At 63.3% G+C, this 19,729-nt stretch carries 16 protein-coding genes; 11 read left to right on the top strand and 5 right to left on the bottom strand.

Features of this window, described 5'->3' with window-relative positions; all coding sequences use genetic code 11:
* The first annotated feature begins 133 nt into the window (after window positions 1-133).
* From M2375_RS15025 to M2375_RS15010, 4 genes are all read left to right on the top strand, one after another.
* Complete coding sequence (locus tag M2375_RS15025) at window positions 134-1,102, top strand: LysR substrate-binding domain-containing protein (protein WP_182325707.1); 969 nt, start codon at window positions 134-136, stop codon at window positions 1,100-1,102.
* Window positions 1,103-1,166: 64 nt separating this feature from the next.
* Window positions 1,167-2,153, top strand: a complete 987-nt coding sequence (locus M2375_RS15020) for a phosphatase PAP2 family protein (protein WP_259168609.1) — start codon at window positions 1,167-1,169, stop codon at window positions 2,151-2,153.
* A gap of 17 nt (window positions 2,154-2,170) precedes the next feature.
* Window positions 2,171-3,055, top strand: a complete 885-nt coding sequence (ubiA, locus tag M2375_RS15015) for a 4-hydroxybenzoate octaprenyltransferase (protein ID WP_259168608.1) — start codon at window positions 2,171-2,173, stop codon at window positions 3,053-3,055.
* Window positions 3,056-4,682: 1,627 nt separating this feature from the next.
* On the top strand, window positions 4,683-8,240 hold the full coding sequence (locus tag M2375_RS15010) for an ExeM/NucH family extracellular endonuclease (protein ID WP_404979333.1): 3,558 nt from the start codon (window positions 4,683-4,685) through the stop codon (window positions 8,238-8,240).
* 235 nt (window positions 8,241-8,475) lie between these two features.
* On the opposite strand, the gene M2375_RS15005 is transcribed toward M2375_RS15010, so the two are convergent.
* The 3 genes from M2375_RS15005 to M2375_RS14995 form a co-directional block, all read right to left on the bottom strand.
* Window positions 8,476-9,756 carry an aspartate carbamoyltransferase gene (locus tag M2375_RS15005; protein ID WP_259168602.1) on the bottom strand — a complete coding sequence of 427 codons (1,281 nt, stop codon included), beginning with the start codon at window positions 9,754-9,756 and terminating at the stop codon, window positions 8,476-8,478.
* 285 nt (window positions 9,757-10,041) lie between these two features.
* Window positions 10,042-10,875, bottom strand: coding sequence for a pyrroline-5-carboxylate reductase (gene proC / locus M2375_RS15000; protein WP_259168599.1), 834 nt, complete (start codon window positions 10,873-10,875; stop codon window positions 10,042-10,044).
* A 137-nt stretch (window positions 10,876-11,012) separates the two neighbouring features.
* Complete coding sequence (locus M2375_RS14995; protein ID WP_259168597.1) at window positions 11,013-12,260, bottom strand: esterase-like activity of phytase family protein; 1,248 nt, start codon at window positions 12,258-12,260, stop codon at window positions 11,013-11,015.
* A gap of 145 nt (window positions 12,261-12,405) precedes the next feature.
* Between M2375_RS14995 and aqpZ the strand changes: the two genes are divergently transcribed.
* Entirely contained in the window at window positions 12,406-13,107 is a 702-nt protein-coding gene (gene aqpZ / locus M2375_RS14990) for an aquaporin Z (RefSeq protein ID WP_259168595.1), read from the top strand.
* 69 nt (window positions 13,108-13,176) lie between these two features.
* Here the strand turns inward: aqpZ and glpK are convergent, their stop codons facing one another.
* Together glpK and M2375_RS14980 are read right to left on the bottom strand one after the other, a co-directional pair.
* Entirely contained in the window at window positions 13,177-14,670 is a 1,494-nt protein-coding gene (glpK, locus tag M2375_RS14985) for a glycerol kinase GlpK (protein ID WP_259168593.1), read from the bottom strand.
* 101 nt (window positions 14,671-14,771) lie between these two features.
* Entirely contained in the window at window positions 14,772-15,545 is a 774-nt protein-coding gene (locus tag M2375_RS14980; protein ID WP_259168591.1) for a DeoR/GlpR family DNA-binding transcription regulator, read from the bottom strand.
* Between the two features lie 357 nt (window positions 15,546-15,902).
* Here M2375_RS14980 and M2375_RS14975 point away from each other — a divergent pair, with 357 nt between their 5' ends.
* The 6 genes from M2375_RS14975 (at window position 15,903) to rpsH (ending at window position 19,713) form a co-directional block, all read left to right on the top strand.
* The gene (locus M2375_RS14975; RefSeq protein WP_259168590.1) at window positions 15,903-17,501 is read left to right on the top strand and encodes a glycerol-3-phosphate dehydrogenase/oxidase; all 1,599 of its coding nucleotides are present in this window, start codon (window positions 15,903-15,905) and stop codon (window positions 17,499-17,501) included.
* Between the two features lie 226 nt (window positions 17,502-17,727).
* A complete protein-coding gene (gene rplN, locus M2375_RS14970; protein WP_182325695.1) occupies window positions 17,728-18,096 on the top strand; it encodes a 50S ribosomal protein L14 in 369 nt (122 codons plus the stop codon).
* A gap of 12 nt (window positions 18,097-18,108) precedes the next feature.
* Window positions 18,109-18,426: a 50S ribosomal protein L24 gene (gene rplX, locus M2375_RS14965; protein ID WP_182325694.1), complete on the top strand. Its 318-nt coding sequence runs from the start codon at window positions 18,109-18,111 to the stop codon at window positions 18,424-18,426.
* A 10-nt stretch (window positions 18,427-18,436) separates the two neighbouring features.
* Window positions 18,437-18,985 (top strand): 50S ribosomal protein L5, encoded by a 549-nt coding sequence (gene rplE, locus M2375_RS14960; RefSeq protein ID WP_021028308.1) that lies wholly within the window; start codon window positions 18,437-18,439, stop codon window positions 18,983-18,985.
* An 8-nt stretch (window positions 18,986-18,993) separates the two neighbouring features.
* On the top strand, window positions 18,994-19,299 hold the full coding sequence (rpsN, locus tag M2375_RS14955) for a 30S ribosomal protein S14 (protein ID WP_133855837.1): 306 nt from the start codon (window positions 18,994-18,996) through the stop codon (window positions 19,297-19,299).
* An 18-nt stretch (window positions 19,300-19,317) separates the two neighbouring features.
* Window positions 19,318-19,713 carry a 30S ribosomal protein S8 gene (gene rpsH, locus M2375_RS14950; protein WP_259168583.1) on the top strand — a complete coding sequence of 132 codons (396 nt, stop codon included), beginning with the start codon at window positions 19,318-19,320 and terminating at the stop codon, window positions 19,711-19,713.
* Window positions 19,714-19,729 lie beyond the last annotated feature (16 nt).

Below are 19,729 nucleotides of genomic sequence, written 5' to 3'. Positions count from 1 at the left end.
ATGGTGCTTCGGAATAGAGTACAACTCATAGCTTGCGGTTCTGATGAAACACAGTGTGGCACTTTGGTTCCTGGCGCTATAGCCAGGTGACGTACAGGCCATGCACAATACGCGATTCGCACTTAAAACTGACATGACACTTACAGAGCTCAAATATATTGTTGCTGTCGCCCGTGAAAGGCATTTCGGCCGCGCCGCTGATGCCTGCTACGTGTCGCAACCTACCTTGTCTGTCGCTATCAAAAAGCTGGAGGAAGAACTCGAGGTCAAGCTGTTTGAACGCAGTGCCTCGGAAGTGTCGGTGACCAGCTTGGGTGACCAGATCGTGCGCCAGGCGCAAATCGTGTTGGACCAGGCCGCAGCGATCAAGGAAATTGCCAAGCGCGGCAAGGATCCCTTGGCTGGTGTGCTGACCCTGGGTGTGATCTATACCATCGGGCCCTATCTGCTGCCTGAGCTGGTGCGCCAGTCCATCGAGCGCACGCCGCAGATGCCGCTGATGATCAACGAGAACATGACCGCCAAGCTGCTGGAGATGCTGCGCACCGGTGAGATCGACTGCGCCATCGTCGCTGAGCCCTTCCCCGACACGGGTCTGGCCATGGCCCCGCTGTACGACGAGCCTTTCTTTGCCGCCGTGCCCAGCGTGCACCCGCTGGCTACCCGCGACAGCATCTCGGCCAGCGAGCTGAAGAACGAAACCATGCTGCTGCTGGGCGCAGGCCACTGCTTCCGTGACCATGTGCTCGAAGTCTGCCCCGAGTTCGCCCGTTACTCCAGCAACACCGAAGGTATCCGCCGCACGTTTGAAGGCTCGTCGCTCGAGACCATCAAGCACATGGTGGCTGCCGGCATGGGCGTGACCTTGGTGCCACGCCTGTCCGTGCCCAAGGATGCGCTGGAAAAAGGGGTGCGCCGCCGCAAGTCGGACGAAACCCATATCCGCTACATCCCGCTGACCGATGAGGTCAACGACGAAGCCCCCAAGCGCCGTGTGGTGCTGGTGTGGCGCCGCAGCTTTACCCGCTACGAAGCCATTGCCGCCTTGCGCAATGCCATCTTCGCCTGCAATCTGCCAGGCGTGACCATGCTGCAAGCCTAAGCCCTAGCGCTTTGTTCAACCCCATGCCGGGCCTGCCCGCATGGGGTTTTGTATTTGTACTTTGATGAAGTTGAACGTGTTGTTGTTGATGCTGTTGTTGTCTGCCTGTTGGGCGGCTTGGTGGGTGGAGGCGGGTCGCCGCTCCGCCCGGGTGCCAGGCCGGCGCCTGCATCGCCATGGCTTGTGGGCAGCGCTGCTGTGGTGGCTCAGTGCGGGGGATGGGATGGCGCAGACGGCGGAGCTTGCCGGGGGCTCGAGCATCGTCTTTCAGGCCTTGGCCTTGCTGGATGCCTGGATGCCGGCCTTGGTGGTTGCCTGGTTGGTGCTGGGGGCGCTGGCATGGCGTTGGCTGCCGCGTGGGTCGTCAGCGGGTCTGTACGCCAGCAGGCGGCCTTCAGCCCGGCCTTGGGCAGTGGTGGCTGGCTGTCTGCTGGCGTTTGCGGTGCTGGCCTGGGTGGTGGTCTACCCGGAGCATGCCGGGCATGCGGGCTTGATGGCGGCGGATGCCTGGGCACAACAGTGGGCGCAAGACCATGTCTCGGCGCCCATGCGAGACCTGCTGCATGTGTTAACGGCTGCCGGCGATGTGCGCTGGCTGGCCGCTTTGGTGCTGCTGGTGGCGGGATGCTTGGTGCTGGTCAGGCAGTGGCAGGCCTTGTGGGTCTGGGTGTTCTTCATCGGCCTCAATGGCTTGGCAGTGCGGTTGCTGAAGAATCTGCTGGATCGCGCGCGGCCCGAGGTGCTGCATGCGCTGACAACCTCGGGTGCCAGTTTTCCCAGTGGCCATACCGCAGGCGCGGTGGTGGTCTACGGCCTGCTGTGGCTGGTGCTGCGCGCTCGCCTCTCGCCTGCTGGGGGCCGGATGTTGGCCTGGCTTTGCGGCGGCCTGGTGCTTGTCATCGCGATGAGCCGCATCCTGCTGCAGGCGCATTTTGCCAGCGATGTGCTGGCCGGGGCGCTGCTGGGCCTGGCCTTGTGTGCGCTGGCCCTTCGAATGCATCCCGATGGCACTCCAACGCGGCTGCGCAGAGACCATAGGCACGTTCTTTAGCGCTATGCTTGGCACCCATGTCTGCTGCTGCCCACCCTCCCCTCTCTCTGTCTGAGCGCCTGGCGCTGTACCTGGACTTGATCCGTTTCAAACGACCGGCCGGCTGGCTGGTCTTGGTCTGGCCGACCTTGGTGGCGCTGTGGGCCGCGTCTGGGGGCTTTCCCGGCTGGCACCTGGTGCTGGTGTTTGTGCTGGGCACCTTTTTGATGCGCAGCGCGGGCTGCTGCATCAATGACATTGCCGACCGCAAGTTTGATCGGCATGTCAAACGCACAGCGCAGCGCCCCATCACCACCGGCAAGATTTCGGTGTTTGAAGCGGCGATGGTCGGTGTGGTCTTGACCTTGCTGTCGCTGGGCCTGGTGCTGACCACGCGCTGGGAGGCGGTGGCCTGGTCGGTGCCTGCGGTGCTGTTCACCATCCTCTACCCCTTTACCAAGCGTTTTTTTGCGATGCCCCAGGCCTTTTTGGGCATTGCCTTCAACTTTGGTGTGCTGATTGCGTTTGCCGCCGTGCAAGGCCAGGTGCCGCTGATGGCCTGGCTGCTGTGGCTGGCCAATATGTGCATGGTGCTGGCCTACGACACCGAGTACGCGATGGTGGACCGCGATGACGACCTAAAGATCGGCATGAAGACCTCGGCCATCACCTTGGGCCGTTTTGATGTGGCCGCCATCATGGCCTTCTTTGTGGTGTGCTTGGGGCTGACGGTGCTGGCGCTGGCGCCCCTGCAGCTGGCCTGGCCCTGGTGGCTAGGCGTAGCAGTGGCTGCCTTGCAGATGGCCTGGCACTACCGCCTGATCCGCCAGCGCACGCGCGAAGGCTGTTTTACGGCCTTCAGCAAAAGCCATTGGATTGGCGTGAGCCTGTTTGCCGGCGTGCTGCTTGCCTTGGCGCTGTGACGCTGCGATGACAGGCCATCGGGTGTCCGTTTTTGGGGACACTGAAAGATCCTGACACGGAGCTTTCATCGCCAGCGGCGACAAAGAGGGGTTGTTTGCTACACCCCCCACTGCTGCCATGTTTGCTCTTCGCTCCATCTCTTCTGCATGCCGCGCCAGCGTGCGTGCGTCCCAAGGTCTATCGCTCGCTGCCGCTTTGCTGCTGGCTGCCAGCGTCTTGCCCGCTTCTGCCCAGACCACGCTGGCCGCCGGTGAGGTCGCTGTCGTCGGCTTTGCCTCGGATGCGCCGGACTCCGTCAGCCTGGTCTTGCTGCGCGATGTAGAGGCGGGCACCGAGATCCGCATCACCGACAACGGCTGGACCAGCGCCGGTGCCTTCCGCGCGGGTGAGGGCGTGCTCGTCTGGAAGGCCTCTGCGGCCCTGCTTGCGGGCACCGTCGTGATGATCACCGATGCGGACAGCGATAAGCGCGCCGCCAACTACGGCACCGTCAGCACCGCAGGCACGGGCACTTTCAACCTGGCTGCCGGTGGTGACAGCTTGCTGGTCTACCAGGGCAGCGAGGCGAGCCCCCAGTTCTTGTATGCACTGAACAATGTGACGGCTGGCGCCTGGGATAGCAATGCCAGCAATTCCAACACCTCGGCCTTGCCGGCGGGTCTGGTCAATGGCAGCACCGCCATTGCGCTGGTCAAGCAAAACAACTTTGCCTATGACGGCAGCAAGGCTGCGACCGAAGGCACCGCGCAGGAGCTGCTGTCGGCCATCAGCACGGCCGCCAACTGGAAGGGCGGAGGCACAGCACCCACGAAGATGACCGTGCTGGATCCGGAAGCCGGCGAGACGGCGATGTTCACGCCCATGCCTGCCACCAAGGCCGGCAGCTCGGACGCATCGGCCGCCATCGCACTCGATGCAAGCTATATGGTGGTGGGTGATGACGAAGGCAATGTGCTGCGCGTCTACCCACGCGGTGGCGGCGTGGCGATCAAGGAATGGGATTTTGGCAGCCTGCTGGGCATCTCCAAGGAGCTGGACCTGGAAGCTGGCACCCGCATTGGCAGCACCTGGTACTTCAGCGGTTCGCACAGCAACAAGTCCGATGGCAGCGAGGCGGACAACCGCGAGCACCTGTTTGCAGTCGATGTGACGGGCACCGGTGCCAACACCGAGTTCGCCTTCAAGGGCTTCTACAGCGGGCTGGAGGCGCAACTCAACAGCTGGGACAGCGGCAATCGCCATGGCAAGGGCGCCAACTACTACGGCTTTACCGCATCGTCGGCCGACAAGGTGGCGCCGGAGTCGGCTGCGGGTTTCTCCATCGAAGGCATGGCCGCGACCGCTGACGGCCAACTGCTGCTGGGCTTTCGCGCGCCGCTGGCCAGTGCCCAGCTGCGCAACCGTGCGCTGGTCATCCCGATCACCAACCCTGCGGCGATGGTGGCCGGCACGGCCCCGGTGCTGGGCGCAGCGATCGAGCTGAACCTGGGCGGTCGCGGTATCCGCGACATGCAGCGCACCGACGACGGCAAGTTCCTGATCCTGGCTGGCCCTCCGGGCAAGGCCGATCCCGCTGTCAACACCAACTTTGCATTCTTTGTCTGGAATGGCCCCGGCACCACCGAGGTGCAGCAACTGGACAACGTACTGGACAACCTGCTGCGCAGCACCGGCGGCAGCTTCGAGACCCTGGTCAGTCCCACCAGCACCGCGCAAGGCACGACCGTGCAGCTGCTGCAGGACAATGGCGACACCATCTGGCCGGGCAAGGGCTCGGTCTCCAAGGACCTGCCTTTTGCAGACCAGCAGTTCCAGGGCAATACCGTCAAGCTCGGCGGCCCCGTCGCTGCCGACACCACCGCCCCCGTGCTGCAAAGCACCAGCCCGCTGCAAAACGCCGTGGAAGTGGGCAAGACGGCCGTGGTGCGCCTGCAGTTCAGCGAAACGGTGCAGCGCGGCAGCGGCAGCCTCTCGCTGCTGGAAGACGGTGCCGTGATCGCTACCGTGCCGATGACCGATGCGCAAGTGGTCATCAATGGCAGCGCGCTTAGCTTTACGCGCAGCGGCGGCTACCAGCCGGGCAAGCGCTACAGCCTGGTGCTGCCCGCCGGGGCGGTGCAGGACACGGCCGGCAACGCGCTGGCCGCGGAGCAGACGCTGAGCTTTACCGTCAGCAGCGCGGTGGCAGCCACGGCCAAGGTGCTGATCTCCGAGGTCAACTCCAATGCCGATGGTGGCGATTTCTTTGAGCTGTTCAACTACGGCACCAGCCCCGTGGACCTGAGCGGCTGGGGCTGGACTGACAGCAGCGGCGCGGTGCCCAGCGCTTTCCCCGCCGGTACCAGCTTGGCAGCGGGCGCACGTCTGGTGGTGCTCAACGAGACCACACCCGATGCCTTCCGTACCGCCTGGGGCTTGCAGGCCAGCACACCCGTCATCCTGGTCGCAGGACAAGGCCTGGGCAAGGGCGATGCCGTCTTGGTGTACGACGCCAATGGCTACGTGGCGGCCGCCATGAACTACGGCAGCAAGGCGCTGACGGCGACCGATGGCTCGACCGTGGCTCCTGCGAAGAACCCCAGCGGCACAGCCGTTTCCACCAGCGACCATGCCGGTGCGGCGGTGCGCAATGCAGGCACCACGGTCGGCAATGGTGTGTCGGCGGTTTGGGATGGCAAGTCCACGTCCGAGCCGCGCTATACCGCTGCTGCGGTCGGCGTGCTCGACGGCTTTGCCCAGCCCTCGACGCCTGCCAATATCGGCTCGCCCGGCTTTGCGCAGAACCTGGCCCCCGTGGTCACGACCCCGATCTCTGCGGTGCAAGGTGCTGGCGACGCCTCGCCCCTGGTGGGCCAAAACGTGACGGTGCGCGGCATCGTGACCGCCTACCTGCCTGAGCTCAGCGGCTTCTACATCCAGTCGCTGCCCGAGGATGATGACCAGAACGTCGAGACGTCCGAGGCGGTGTTTGTTTTCTACGGCAGCGCGCCGATAGCCGGCATGGGTGCAGAGAGCATTGGCCAGGCGGTGCAACTGACTGCCACGGTCAGCGAGTACAACGGCTTGACCCAGCTGGGCGGCAGCATTTTGAACTTCAGCGTGCTCAATGGCGGCGCCAAGCAGGCACTGCCCGCGCTGGTGCAGCTGAGCCTGCCCATGCCCAGCTATGCCAATTGGGAGCGCTACGAAGGCATGCGCGTGCGTATCACTGGCAGCACCGGTCCGCTGGTGGTGACCGACAACTACTACCTGGGTCGCTATGGCACGGTCACGCTGAGCGACAGCGAAAAGCTGGTGCAGTACACCGAGCTGAATGCACCGAGCGTGGCGGGCAATGCGGCCTATCTGGAGACGGTCAAGCGCAGCCAGATCGTGCTCGATGATGGCAGCAGCAAGCAAAACCCGGCCACAGCGCTGGGCCGCAATGGCCAGGAGCTGAGCGCCAGCAACAGCCTGCGTGCGGGCGACAGCACGCCAGCGATTGAGGGCATCCTGGACCACTTTATCGACAAGGCCGCTGGCGCCCACCAAACCAGCTACCGCGTGCAGCCGCTGCAAAAGCCGGTTTTCAGCGGTGCAGCCCGCCCGACGGTGGCCGATTTGCAGCAGGCCGTGGGCAGCCCGACGGTCAAGCTGGCCTCAGCCAATGTGCTGAATTTCTTCAGCACGTTCGGCACGGCCAAGTTCCCCAACCCCTATGGCGACCAGCTGGAAGGCCGTGGCGCTGACAATGCGGTGGAGCTGACCCGCCAGACGGACAAGATCGTCAGCAACCTGCTGGGGCTGGATGCCGATGTCTACGGCCTGATGGAAATCCAGAACAACGGCTTTGACAGTGCGAGTGCCTTGGCCGCCTTGACGCGTGCCATGAATGCCAAGCATGGCAGCGATGTTTACGACTATGTGAAGGGCCCCTTCCATGCGGGTGGCAGCAAGACGGCGGTGGCCGCTGGGCGCGATGCGATCACGGTGGCCGTCGTCTACCGCAAGGACCGGGTCACCCCTGTGGGCGTGGCGGCCGTGCCCGATGAGGCGCAGTACGATGCCTTCAACGCCACCTATGGCAACCGCGTGCCGCTGGCCCAGACCTTCGAGAAGGTGCTGGCCGGTGGCGGCAAGGACCAGTTCACCGTGGTGGTCAACCACTTGAAGTCCAAGGGCAGTGTCAACGACCCGGATATCGGTGACGGCCAGGGTGCCAACAACCAGTCGCGCAAGCGTGCCGTCACGCAGCTGCAGACTTGGCTGCAAGGCAATCCCACGCAAGCGGGCAATGGCAAGAATGTGCTGATGGGTGACTTCAACGCCTATGCCAAGGAAGACCCCATCGCTTTGCTGGAAAGCCATGGCTATAAGAAGCTGGGCGCAGGCCAGTACTCGTACAGCTTCCAGACCCTGTGGGGTTCGCTGGATCATGTGCTCGTCAGCTCGGCGCTCTCCAGCCAGGTGGGCAACGTGGTCAAGTGGCAGATCAATGCCGAAGAGCCACCGGTGCTGGACTACAACACCAACTTCAAGAGTGCCGCGCAAATCACCTCGTTCTACGCGGCCGATGCCTACCGATCCAGCGACCACAACCCGATTGTGCTGGGCCTGAACCTGGAAGGCACGCCGGTTGATCCCGAGCCGGAGCAGAACTTTGAGGTGGAGCTGCCCGCCGCTGGCGGTGGCGGCAGCGCCGCGGTGCAGTGGACCAGCGCGGACGCCTGCCGCCTGGCGCAGGCCCCGGTGGCGGTGTCTGCCGCCTCGCTGGGCGCCTTGCCCCAGGGCCTAAGCGTGCCTTACGGCGCCCTGCAATGGACGGCCACGGGCTGCGCCATCGGTGGCAATGGCACGATGCGCATCGCCTACCCTGCGGCTCTGCCGGCCAATGCCAAGTACTGGAAGTACGGCCCCACCAAGGCCAACACCACGCCGCATTGGTACGCGCTGCCATCGACCGTGAACGGCAAGGAGCTGAGCGTGCAGATCGTCGACGGTGGTGACGGGGATGACGACATGGTCGCCAACGGCCAGATCGCCGACCCAGGTGGCGCTGGCTGGTTGGCCGATGTGCCGGTGGATCCGGGCACGCCAGGCCTGGGCCAAGCAAGGCCGGTGCCGACCCTGGGTCTGTGGAGCCTGCTGAGCCTGAGCGGCTTGCTGGGTCTGTTCGCGGCAACGCGCCGCCGTCTGGGCCGCTAAGCCAAGGATGCGGTGCGGCGCTCAGCCGCACCGGTGCTGAGATCCACCCTCCAAAAGGACTTGCTTGCAAGTCCTTTTTTCATGCCTGTGTGGCAGGCCTTTGCAGACAAAAAAGCGGCCATCGATTGATGGCCGCTAACACTGGAGTCGCAGGAAAAAAACGTTAATTCTTTCGAAGCGGGTAGTGGATGCTTCGAAAAAATGTCTCAAATCATGGTGTTGTGTAAGACGGAGTTTAATCCAAAGTGTCAAACACTGCATCATCCGGGCCTACAAAAGCCGGAGAACGCCAGGTGACATCCCGCAAATTGCGGGCAATCTGGCTTTCCACACCCATCAAAACGGCAAACAAAGCCATGCGCACAGGAATGCCATTGTCGGTCTGGCGGAAGATGGCCAGGCGCGGATCGAGGTTCAGGTCGGTGGACAGGTCGTTGGCACCGGCGCGGGCATCACGGGGCAGCGGATGCATGATGATGGTGTCGGGTTTGCACAGCGCATCGACCAGCGATTTCTGCACTTGGAACTCGGGCGTATAGCCCTCGATGTTCTCACCGGCGAAGCGCTCTTTCTGGATGCGCGTGGCATAGACCACATCGGCGCCCTTGAGGTCTTGCAGCGAGGTGGAGACCTCCACGACGTGGCCATTGGTCGAGGCCATCTCGATCAGGTACGCAGGCATCTCCAGCGAACTGGGCGAGATCAGGGTGAACTTCATGCCCTTGTACAGCGACAGCAGGCGGATGAGCGAATGCACGGTGCGGCCGTACTTCAGATCGCCGACCATGGCGATGTGGGCGCCATCCATCAGCTTGCCCAGGCGCGAGAACTCGCGCTGGATGGTGTACATGTCCAAAATCGCCTGGCTGGGGTGCTCGCCCGGGCCATCGCCGGCATTGATGACGGGGATGTTGGTGGCGCGCGCAAACTCAGCGACCGAGCCCTGCTCGGGGTGGCGGATGACCAGCGCATCGACATAGCCGGCCATCACGCGGCTGGTGTCATAGATGGATTCGCCCTTGGCCATCGAGGAGAAGGTAAAGCCGGTGGTGTCGCAGACCGAGCCGCCCAGGCGGCTGAAGGCGGCGCCAAAGCTCACCCGGGTGCGGGTGCTGGCTTCAAAGAACAGGCTGCCCATGACAGCGCCTTCGAGCACGCGGCACACTTTGTGGCGGCGGGCAATGGGCTGCATCACATCGGCGATGCGGAACAGCTCTTCGAGGCTTTCGCGCTCAAACTGCGCCACCGACAGCAACTGCGGCCGGCCATCGGCGGACATGCGCTCGGCCAGCGGGCGGTGGTGCTTTTGGGCGTCGTGGCCCTCGGCCTCGCGGAACAGGATCTCGGAGACAAACTTCTGCGCCATGTCGGGCATGGCGCGGGCCTCGCCCGAGGCCTCGGGCAGCAGCCAGGTGTCCAAGGTGCGGCGGCGCACGCCCAGGCGCTCGGCAAAGGCGTCGCGCGTCAAGTTCAAACGGCGCATTGCGTCGCGAAGAAAATCCTGTTGGCTGTCCATGACCTGGCTCCGTGCAAAGGTGTGAATGCGGCCGAATTATACGCTTTGCGTTTGACTTCTGTGTGAAATATACGCAATGCGTTGCTGCATTTCTGCAAAGTTGCTGGCGCAGGTGGGGCGCACCTGTATTTAGCTGGAGACTGCCGCTGCAGGAGTTTGAGAATCTGTTCTCCTCGGACCGCGACAGTGTCTTTGCGGGATGGGATGCTAGGCGCAGTGCGCAGCCAATAGCCAGCTATTGGCAAGCGCTGCAACAACGCAGACCGCCCGCAAAGGCGCTGGCTCTTAGCCGCCGAACTCGTCGCCTAGGGCCTTGGCACGGCGCTCGGCAGCATGCATGGCGCCGACGAAGTGGGCGGCGATATCCGCAGCCCGCATATGCTCCAGCGCGGCAAAGGTGGTGCCGCCCTTGCTGGTGACGCGCTCGCGCAGTACCGCAGGCGCTTCGCCCGACTGTGCGGCCAGTTGCGATGCGCCGCTGAAGGTGCCAATGGCCAGCTGCAAGGCCTGTTCGGCGGGCAGGCCCATCTCCACGCCGGCTTGCTGCATGGCTTCGAGGAAATAAAAGACGTAAGCCGGGCCCGAGCCCGAGAGCGCGGTGACGGCGTCGAGCTGCGACTCCTGCTGCACCCAGACCAGCTGGCCGGTGGTGGTGATGATCTGCTCGGCCAGCAGCCGCTGCGCCGCGCTCACCTGCGGGCGGGCGAACAGCCCCGTCATGCCCTGACCGACCAGCGCCGGGGTGTTGGGCATGGCGCGCACGATCTGGTCATTGCCCAGCCACTGGGCAATGCTGTCGCTGCGGATGCCGGCGGCCACGCTCAGGTGCAGCGCGTGGGTGCTGAAACCGGCCACCGAGATCGCCGCATCCTTGAAGGTTTGCGGCTTGACGGCCCAGACCACAAGCTGGGCCTGCGCCAAGCTGCTGTCAGCCGCGGGCAGGGCTGTGATGCCAAATTGCTGCTGCAAGGCATTGCGCTGGGGCTCGTAGGGCTCGACCACCTGGATGCGGTCTGTGGGCAGGCCCTGGCGGATCAGGCCGCCGATGATGGCGCTGGCCATGTTGCCGCCGCCAATGAAGGCAATGGCGGGGAATTGGGACAGATCGGTAGTGGACATGGCGGCAAGAAAAAACGAAGAGGAAGGGGGCAAATCCAGCGCAGGCTGGTGTGGCTGCCACTATAGCGGCGGCCTGCACAAAGCTCAAACAGCGCGTGCGGCAAGCCATGCGGGGCGCACAGGTTTTGCTATCAATTTCAATTGCGATGCGATTGGCCTGCGCTGCCTGCTGCTGGGGCGCATGGCGGGGTTTCGACCAGGGCCAGGAACTGCGTGACCTGGGCGGGGTTGAAGTTGTTGTCGCTGACCAGCAGCAGCACACGCTCGCCGCTGGCCAGGCGTGGGCCCCAGGTCATGCCCTCCAGGTTGTCCACGGTGCGCAGCCCCAGCTGGGCAAAATCCAGCAGCAGCTCTTTGCGGGCTGGGGTGTATGCGGCGTCCTGCAGTGCATCGATCGCCAAGGTGTCGCTGGCCTGCTGGGTGTTGATGCGGTACAGCCGCACCGAAAAGCCGCTGCCCAGCACATAGGCGCGCTCCAGCACCAGCAGGTGGTCGGGGCCATCGGCCAGGATTTCGCTGACACCGTTAAGTGCAAACAGCGGCAGCAGCAGGTTGTCCTGGGGCAGAGCATCGGGGATATAGGCGATCTGGCGCACTGGCTGCTGGCTGGCCAGGTCGTACTGGGTGATGCGCAGCGGCCCGCCCACCTGGCCACGGCGCGGCAGCGGGCCATCCTGGCGCAAGGCCCCCTCCATTGACAACCACAGGCTGCGCTGGTCGTCGCTGATGGCGATGCCCTCCAAGGTCATGTTGTTGCGCGGCCCTCGGCCTGTTCCGGGGTGCAGGGGGCCTTGGAGCTGGGGCGGTAGCGGCCAGGTCTTTTGCCAGCGGCCGTCCAGCCCCGCCTGCTGCAAGGAGGGGCCAAAGCCCCGGGCAAAGTCGCCTTCGCTGCTCCAGACCAGGCTGCGCCCGCCAGGCAGCAGCCGCAGCGCTTCGGGGTCGGGCACGGGGGTATCGGCTGCGGCGCTGCGGCTGCTGGGGTAGGCCTGGCCCTCGGGCGTGCGCAGAACCTGGTGGTCGATGATGCTGACCTGCTGCAGGCCGCTGGCGTCATAGCGGATGCGGGCCTGGTACCAGCGCGCGCTGTCGTGTACCGAGCGGTCGTCGCTGACGAGGTAATAGCGGCCATCGGCCGGGTTGTAATCGATGGACGAGAGCCCGCCAATGGGCGTGCCGGCCCAGGACTGGTCTACCGGCCAGCGCTGCTCACCCCCTAGTTGGAACGCGGAGCTGCCGGGGGCATGGCATGCCACGGCACGGTCGGCACTGTCCTGCGCTAGAGGGGGCGCAGGCGCCGTGTGGCAGCCGGCCAGAAGCAGCAGCAGCGGTGCCAACAGGCAGGCACCTATGCTTGGGGTGTAGTGTCTTTTATGCTTGATTTGCATGGATTTTTTGAGAAGTGTAGCGCGCTTGTCGCACCGTCAATTGTTCACATTCAGGAACCGTCGGCCTTGCTTATCATTTCGCAGCTGAGGCCTGCATGTGTGTGCGTTGCATGCCGCGGGTTTGAGTGACGAAGGGGTGAGAAAAATGACATCAAACATACAAAAATGGTCGGCGGAATGCCTGGGAACTTTTTGGTTGACCTTCGGTGGTTGCGGCAGTGCCGTGCTGGCCGCCGCCTTTCCTGAAGTCGGTATCGGCCTGCTGGGTGTGTCCCTGGCATTTGGCTTGACGGTGCTGACGGGCGCCTATGCCTTTGGTCCCATCTCCGGTGGCCATTTCAACCCGGCCGTGTCGGTGGGGTTGACGGTGGCGGGGCGCTTCAAGGCCTCTGAGCTGCCGGGCTACATCATCGCCCAGGTGCTGGGTGCCATTGTGGCGGCCGGCCTGCTGTACCTGATTGCCAGCGGCAAGGCAGGCGCCCAGGTGACCGATCTGGCCACCAATGGCTTTGGCGAACACTCGCCAGGCAAGTTCTCGATGCTCGCTGCGCTGCTGACCGAGGTGGTGCTGACGGCGGTGTTCCTGCTGGTAATTTTGGGCTCGACCACGAAGAAGGCCGCCGTGGGCTTTGCGGGTATGAGCATTGGCCTGTGCCTGACCTTGATCCACCTGATCTCGATCCCCGTGACCAATACCTCGGTCAACCCGGCACGCAGCACCGGCCCGGCCCTGTTTGGCCCGGCCATTGCGCTGGAGCAGCTGTGGTTGTTCTGGCTGGCGCCGATCGTGGGTGCCATCATCGGTGCGCTGATTCACCGCGCCTTGCTGCGTGGCGACGAGGACTGAACCGGTACGCGTTGAATGGGCATACAGAAACAGGGGCTGCGGCCCCTGTTGTCGTTTTAGAAAAGCGGCCTAGCGCGCCATCGTTTGGCGCACCGCCTGCTCCCAGCGCGCCATCAGCGCGTCGGCGCGCGCCTTGTCCTGCGTGGGTGTAAAGCGGCGCTCGGCCTTCCACAGCGCGGACAACTCTTCGCTGCTGTGGTAGATGCCGGTGGTCAGCCCAGCCAGGTAGGCGGCGCCCAGGGCCGTGGTTTCCACACAGGCGGGTCGCACCACCGGAATGCCCAGCAAATCGGCCTGGAACTGCATCAGCAGGTTGTTGACGCTGGCGCCGCCATCCACCCGCAACTCCGTCACCGGCTGGCCGCCATTGGCCACGGCATCCAGGCTCATGGCCTGCAGCAAGGCCGCGCTTTGGTAGGCAATGGATTCCAGCGCGGCCCGCGCGATGTGTGCCACCGTGGTGCCCCGGGTCAGGCCGGTGATGGTGCCTCGGGCATCGGCATCCCAGTAGGGCGCGCCCAGGCCGGTGAAGGCGGGCACCATCATTACGCCACCGCTGTCGGGCACGCTCTCGGCCAGCTGCTGCACCTGGCCGCTGTGCTCGATGGCGCGCAGGCCATCGCGCAGCCACTGCACCACGGCGCCGCCGACAAAGACGCTGCCTTCCAAGGCAAACTGCGGCGTGCTGTCGGTCTGCGCTGCGCTGGTGGTGAGCAGGCCGTTGCGCGAGGGGTGGAACTGCGTGCCGGTGTGCATCAGCATGAAGCAGCCGGTGCCGTAGGTGTTTTTGGCCATGCCGGGCGCAAAGCAGGCCTGGCCAAACAGCGCGCTTTGCTGGTCGCCGGCCATGCCGCCAATGTGGATGGCCGCACCCAGCACCGGGGCGGAGGTATCGCCAAAATGGCTGGCCGAGGGCTGCACTTCTGGCATCAGCGAGCGCGGAATGTGCAGCAGGTCCAGCAGGTCTTGGTCCCAGGTATTGCTGTGCACATTGAACAGCATGGTGCGGCTGGCGTTGCTCACATCGGTGACGTGGCGCTGCCCCTGGGTGAGCTGCCAGACCAGCCAGGTGTCGACGGTGCCAAAGGCCAGCTCGCCGCGCTCGGCAGCGGCGCGCGCACCGGGCACATGGTCCAGCAGCCACTGCAGCTTGGTGGCGGAGAAGTAGGCATCGACCAGCAGGCCGGTTTTTTGCTGGATCAGCGCGGCATGGCCATCGGCGCGCAGCTGGGCGCAAACAGGCTCGGCCCGGCGGTCTTGCCAGACCAGGGCGTTGTGGATGGGCTGACCGGTCTTGCGGTTCCAGACGATGGTGGTCTCGCGCTGGTTGGTGATGCCCAGGCTGGTGATCTGGCTGGCGCTGATGCCGGCGGTCTTCAGGGCCTCCTGCGCCGTGGCCAGCTGCGTGCCCCAGATTTGCATCGGGTCGTGCTCCACATGGCCGGGGCGCGGGTAGATTTGCGGCAGCTCGCGCTGGGCCTGGGCCACGATGGCGCCTTGGCGGTCAAACACAATGGTGCGGGAGCTGGAGGTGCCCTGGTCCAGAGCGAGCAGATAGGTCATGTCTCAAAGCCGGTCTGAGCCGGTAGGTCAATCAGTTCAACAAAGATGCGGGGCGGGTGCGGCAGGTCTTGAGAGCGTGAATACGTTCTTAGAACCGGTTCTTAGGCCACGGTGCAGTGCACATGGGCTTCTTGCAGCAGCCGGGGAAACGGGTCGGGGGGCGGCGCATCGGTAAACAGCCGGTCGATGCGCGAGAGCGGGCCCACTTCCACCATCGCGGGCCGGCCGAATTTGCTGAGGTCGGCCGCCATCCAGACTTCGCGCGCCTGGTCCATGATGGTCTGGGCGACCTTCACCTCGCGGAAGTCGTAGTCGCGCAGGCTGCCATCCGATTCAATGCCGGAGATACCGATGAGCGCGATGTCCACGCGGAACTGGCGGATGAAGTCCACTGCCGCCTCGCCGATGATGCCCCGGTCTCGGCCGCGCACGACACCGCCGGCGACGATCACCTCGCAGTCCGGGTTGCTGCTGAGGGTGGCGGCCACGTTGAGGTTGTTGGTGATGATGCGCAGGCCCCGGTGCTGCATCAGCGCGCGCGCAATGGCTTCGGTGGTGGTGCCGATGTTCAGGATCAGCGAGCAGTTGTGCGGCACTTGTGCGGCCACGGCCTGGGCAATGCGGGTCTTGCCATCGGCATTGAGGGCTTCGCGCTGCTGGTGCGCCAGGTTCTCGGTGGTGGAGTTGGGCACGCGCACGCCGCCGTGAAAGCGGGTGAGCACCCCGGCCTCGGACAGCCGCTGCACATCGCGGCGCACGGTCTGCAGGGTCACGCCCAGAAAGGCGGCCAGCTCCTCGACCGTGGCCGAGCTGCGGCGCTGCACTTCCTGCAAAAGCTTGAGTTGGCGGGGGTTGCTGTTGTAGAGCTCCGTCATGGCGTGGCTGTGAAACGAATAAAAACGAAAAACTCCCGCCAATATAGTCCAAAACGCAACAGCGCCATCGGCCGCGCGCATGGCAGGGCCGCAGCGCGGTGGACGATGCTGCGCCATCTTGGCCGTGTGGTTGTCATCAGATTGGCATGCTGCGCTGGCATGCTGTGGCGTTTTACCCGCGATGGATGCGCTACAAATTGACCTATAACGAACAAAAAAGATCAAAAACGAATAAAATTTGTCTGGAAAAGCGCAAAAGCGAATCCTACTGCCTGGCTTAGGCGTTTTATTTTTTTGCAGCGCGTCCGGCACCGTCTGCCGCGCGCTGCAGTCTTCTGACCTTACTTCTTACTTCGCATGTCCACTGCTGCCACACCGCTGTCTGTTCACCGTACCGATTTGCTGGCCCGGCTCGGAGCCGCGCCGGTGTTTGACCTGGTGGTGGTGGGGGGCGGTGCCACCGGTCTGGGGGTGGCGCTGGATGCGGCCGCCCGTGGCTTCAAGGTGGCGCTGCTGGAGGCCATGGACTTTGCCAAGGGCACCTCGTCGCGGGCGACCAAGCTGGTGCATGGCGGCGTGCGTTATCTGGCGCAGGGCAATATCGCGCTGGTGCGCGAGGCCTTGCACGAGCGCACGACCTTGCTGCACAACGCGCCGCACATCGCCCAGCCGCTGGCCTTTGTGATGCCTTCCTACAAGATGCTGGATACGCCGTTCTATGGCATCGGGCTCAAGATGTATGACGCGCTGGCGGGCAAGGCCGGTCTCGGTGCCACGCAATTTCTCTCGGCAAGTGCCACGCGCCGCCTGCTGCCTACGGTGCAGGACAAGGGGCTCAAGGGCGGCGTCAAGTACTGGGATGGCCAGTTTGACGATGCGCGGCTGGCCATGGCGCTGGCCCGCACGGCAGCGGCCAAGGGGGCTTTGCTGGTCAATTACTGCCCGGTGACGGAGCTGATCCAGGAAGAGGGTCGGGTGGCCGGCGTGGTTTGCAAGGATGCCGAGTCTGGCCAGCGCTACACCGTGCGTGCGCGCTGCGTGGTCAATGCCACCGGCCCCTGGGTGGACCATCTGCGCCAGCAGGATGCCGAACTGATGGGCAAACCCGTCAAGCCCATGGTGGCGCCCAGCCAGGGTGTGCACCTGGTGGTGGACCGGGATTTTCTGCCCTCGGACCATGCGCTGCTAGTGCCCAAGACGGCCGATGGCCGCGTGCTGTTTGCCGTGCCTTGGCTGGGCAAAGTGATCCTGGGCACCACGGACACGCCTCGCCACGATCTGGCACGCGAGCCCCGGCCCTTTGACGAAGAGCTGAGCTTCATCCTGAGTGAGGCGGGCAAGTACCTCAGCCGCGCGCCGACCATGGCCGATGTGCGCAGCATGTGGGCCGGTCTGCGCCCCCTGGTCAAGCCACAGGACGACGATGGCGAAAACACCAAGGGCATCAGCCGCGAGCACACGGTGCTGACCAGCAAATCCGGCATGGTGACGGTGACGGGCGGCAAGTGGACCACCTACCGCGCCATGGCCGAAGACGTGCTGGACGCCTGTTTTGATGCCGGGCGCCTGCCGCGCAAGCCCGGTGGCGTAACCGTCAATCTGCCCTTGGTGGGTTCGCCCGCATCGGGCCGGGCCCAGCACAGCATGCACATGGCCCAAGGCATGCACTCCTACGGCAGCGAGGCGGAGTTCATCGCTGGCCTGCCTGGTGCCGATGTCTGGCTGGCCAATGGTCTGAGCGAAGCGATGGTGCGCTTTGCTGCCCGCTTCGAGTACGCGCGCACGGTGGAAGATGTGCTTGCGCGCCGCAGCCGACTGCTGTTTTTGGATGCGCGCCTGGCCGCCAAACTGGCGCCGCGCGTGGCTGAAATTTTGCAGGAAGAATTGGGGTCGGATACGGCTCTGACTGCCTTCCTGGTGCTGGCGCAGCAGTACGCCGGCGAAAAAGTGGCGTAAAAATACAAATTTACCGCTGGTTTGGGCTCGCGCACTTGACGCAGTGTGCTAGCTCTGACAGAATGGAGGGCTTCGCGTTTAATGCGCGAGGTTTCTGCCCAGGAGAAGCATCGTAAATGGTTGCGGTGTGGACGACGGGCCCAAGACTGACTGGCTGCTTGGCTGTCCATGAGGATTAATTCTTATTGGGCTGTCTGGTCTGCTGGTGCAAGTTGGGAATATTGAAATGATCCAGACAGAATCTCGACTCGAGGTTGCCGACAATACCGGCGCGAAGTCTGTCCAGTGCATCAAAGTGCTGGGTGGTTCGCACCGTCGCTATGCGAGCGTTGGTGACATTATCAAGGTGAGCGTGAAAGAAGCTGCTCCACGTGGACGCGTCAAAAAAGGCGAGATCTACAGTGCAGTAGTGGTGCGTACCGCAAAGGGTATTCGCCGTCCTGACGGTTCGCTCGTCAAATTTGATGGCAATGCTGCTGTGTTGCTCAACGCCAAGCTGGAGCCTATCGGCACCCGCATCTTCGGCCCCGTGACCCGTGAACTGCGTACCGAAAAGTTCATGAAGATCGTGTCGTTGGCACCTGAAGTTCTCTAAAGGAATAGCACTATGAACAAGATTCGCAAGGGCGACGAAGTTATCGTGCTGACCGGCCGAGACAAGGGCAAGCGCGGCGTTGTGACGTTGCGCGCTGATGACTCTCATCTGTTGATCGAAGGCATCAACATGGTGAAGAAGCACGTCAAGCCAAACCCCATGAAGGGCACCAACGGCGGTATCGTGGACAAGGCTATGCCTATCCACCAATCCAATGTGGCAATCTTCAATGCGGCAACCGGCAAGGCTGATCGCGTGGGCATCAAGGTGAACGCCGACGGCGCACGTGTTCGCGTGTTTAAGTCCAATGGCGCTGAAATCGCAGCCTAAGGAGTAAGACATGGCAAACGTTGCACGACTGCAAAAACAATTCCGTGAGCAAATTGCTCCCGAACTGATGAAGAAGTTCGGCTACACCTCCTCCATGGAAGTGCCTCGCCTGACGAAGATCACCCTGAACATGGGTGTGAGCGAAGCCGTCTCCGACAAGAAGGTGATGGACAACGCCGTGGCTGACCTGACCAAGATTGCTGGTCAGAAGCCTGTGGTGACCAAGGCCAAGAAGGCTATCGCTGGTTTCAAGATCCGCGAAGGCCAAGCTATCGGCTGCATGGTGACCCTGCGTGGCGTTCAGATGTATGAATTCCTGGACCGTTTCGTCACCGTGGCTCTGCCCCGCGTGCGTGACTTCCGTGGTATTTCTGGCCGCGCCTTTGATGGCCGTGGCAACTACAACATCGGCGTCAAAGAACAAATCATCTTCCCTGAAATTGAGTACGACAAAGTCGATGCACTGCGTGGTCTCAACATCAGCATTACGACGACTGCGAAGAATGACGACGAGTGCAAGGCACTGTTGCAGGCTTTCCGCTTCCCGTTCAAGAACTGAGGTGATGCATGGCTAAACAAGCACTGATCCAACGCGAACTGAAGCGTGAAAAGCTGGCTGCCAAGTACGCAGCCAAGTATGCAGAACTGAAGGCAATCGCCGGCGACGCTAAGCGTTCCGACGAAGAACGCGATGCAGCCCGTCAAGGCCTGCAAAAGCTGCCTCGTAATGCCAACCCTACTCGTCAACGTGCGCGTTGCGAAATCACGGGTCGTCCTCGTGGCACATTCCGTCAATTCGGTCTGGGCCGCGCCAAGATTCGTGAACTGGCTTTCGTCGGCGCCATCCCTGGCGTGACCAAGGCCAGCTGGTAAGCAGTCAGGAGATTAAACATGAGCATGAGTGATCCAATCGCTGACTTGCTGACCCGTATCCGTAACGCACAAATGGTGTCCAAAGCCATCGTTCTGGTTCCTTCTTCCAAAGTGAAGGTTGCCATTGCACAGGTGTTGAAGGACGAGGGTTACATCGATGGCTTCGAAGTGAAGACCGAAGATGGCAAGTCTGAACTCGCAATTACCTTGAAGTACTACGCTGGTCGCCCAGTGATCGAGCGTATCGAGCGCGTGAGCCGTCCTGGCCTGCGTGTGTACAAGGGCTGCACAGCAATTCCACAGGTCCAAAATGGCCTGGGCGTTGCCATCGTCACCACGCCCAAGGGTGTGATGACCGATCGTAAAGCGCGCGCTGCCGGTGTCGGCGGTGAAGTGCTTTGCTATGTGGCTTAACGAGACATTGAAGGAG

The organism is Comamonas sp. BIGb0152 (assembly GCF_024809975.1).
Classification (GTDB): Bacteria; Pseudomonadota; Gammaproteobacteria; order Burkholderiales; family Burkholderiaceae_C; genus Comamonas.
This window is presented reverse-complemented; position numbering and strand designations above follow the sequence as displayed.

Excerpts from the sequence above, each read along its gene's own strand:
- M2375_RS15005 (WP_259168602.1), bottom strand. The coding sequence starts at position 9,756 with ATGGACAGCCAACAGGATTTTCTTCGCGACGCAATGCGCCGTTTGAAC.
- M2375_RS14975 (WP_259168590.1), top strand. The coding sequence starts at position 15,903 with ATGTCCACTGCTGCCACACCGCTGTCTGTTCACCGTACCGATTTGCTG.
- ubiA (WP_259168608.1), top strand. The coding sequence starts at position 2,171 with ATGTCTGCTGCTGCCCACCCTCCCCTCTCTCTGTCTGAGCGCCTGGCG.
- rpsH (WP_259168583.1), top strand. The coding sequence starts at position 19,318 with ATGAGCATGAGTGATCCAATCGCTGACTTGCTGACCCGTATCCGTAAC.
- aqpZ (WP_259168595.1), top strand. The coding sequence starts at position 12,406 with ATGACATCAAACATACAAAAATGGTCGGCGGAATGCCTGGGAACTTTT.
- rplN (WP_182325695.1), top strand. The coding sequence starts at position 17,728 with ATGATCCAGACAGAATCTCGACTCGAGGTTGCCGACAATACCGGCGCG.
- rplX (WP_182325694.1), top strand. The coding sequence starts at position 18,109 with ATGAACAAGATTCGCAAGGGCGACGAAGTTATCGTGCTGACCGGCCGA.
- M2375_RS15025 (WP_182325707.1), top strand. The coding sequence starts at position 134 with ATGACACTTACAGAGCTCAAATATATTGTTGCTGTCGCCCGTGAAAGG.
- glpK (WP_259168593.1), bottom strand. The coding sequence starts at position 14,670 with ATGACCTATCTGCTCGCTCTGGACCAGGGCACCTCCAGCTCCCGCACC.
- M2375_RS14995 (WP_259168597.1), bottom strand. The coding sequence starts at position 12,260 with ATGCAAATCAAGCATAAAAGACACTACACCCCAAGCATAGGTGCCTGC.
- rplE (WP_021028308.1), top strand. The coding sequence starts at position 18,437 with ATGGCAAACGTTGCACGACTGCAAAAACAATTCCGTGAGCAAATTGCT.
- rpsN (WP_133855837.1), top strand. The coding sequence starts at position 18,994 with ATGGCTAAACAAGCACTGATCCAACGCGAACTGAAGCGTGAAAAGCTG.
- proC (WP_259168599.1), bottom strand. The coding sequence starts at position 10,875 with ATGTCCACTACCGATCTGTCCCAATTCCCCGCCATTGCCTTCATTGGC.
- M2375_RS14980 (WP_259168591.1), bottom strand. The coding sequence starts at position 15,545 with ATGACGGAGCTCTACAACAGCAACCCCCGCCAACTCAAGCTTTTGCAG.
- M2375_RS15020 (WP_259168609.1), top strand. The coding sequence starts at position 1,167 with ATGAAGTTGAACGTGTTGTTGTTGATGCTGTTGTTGTCTGCCTGTTGG.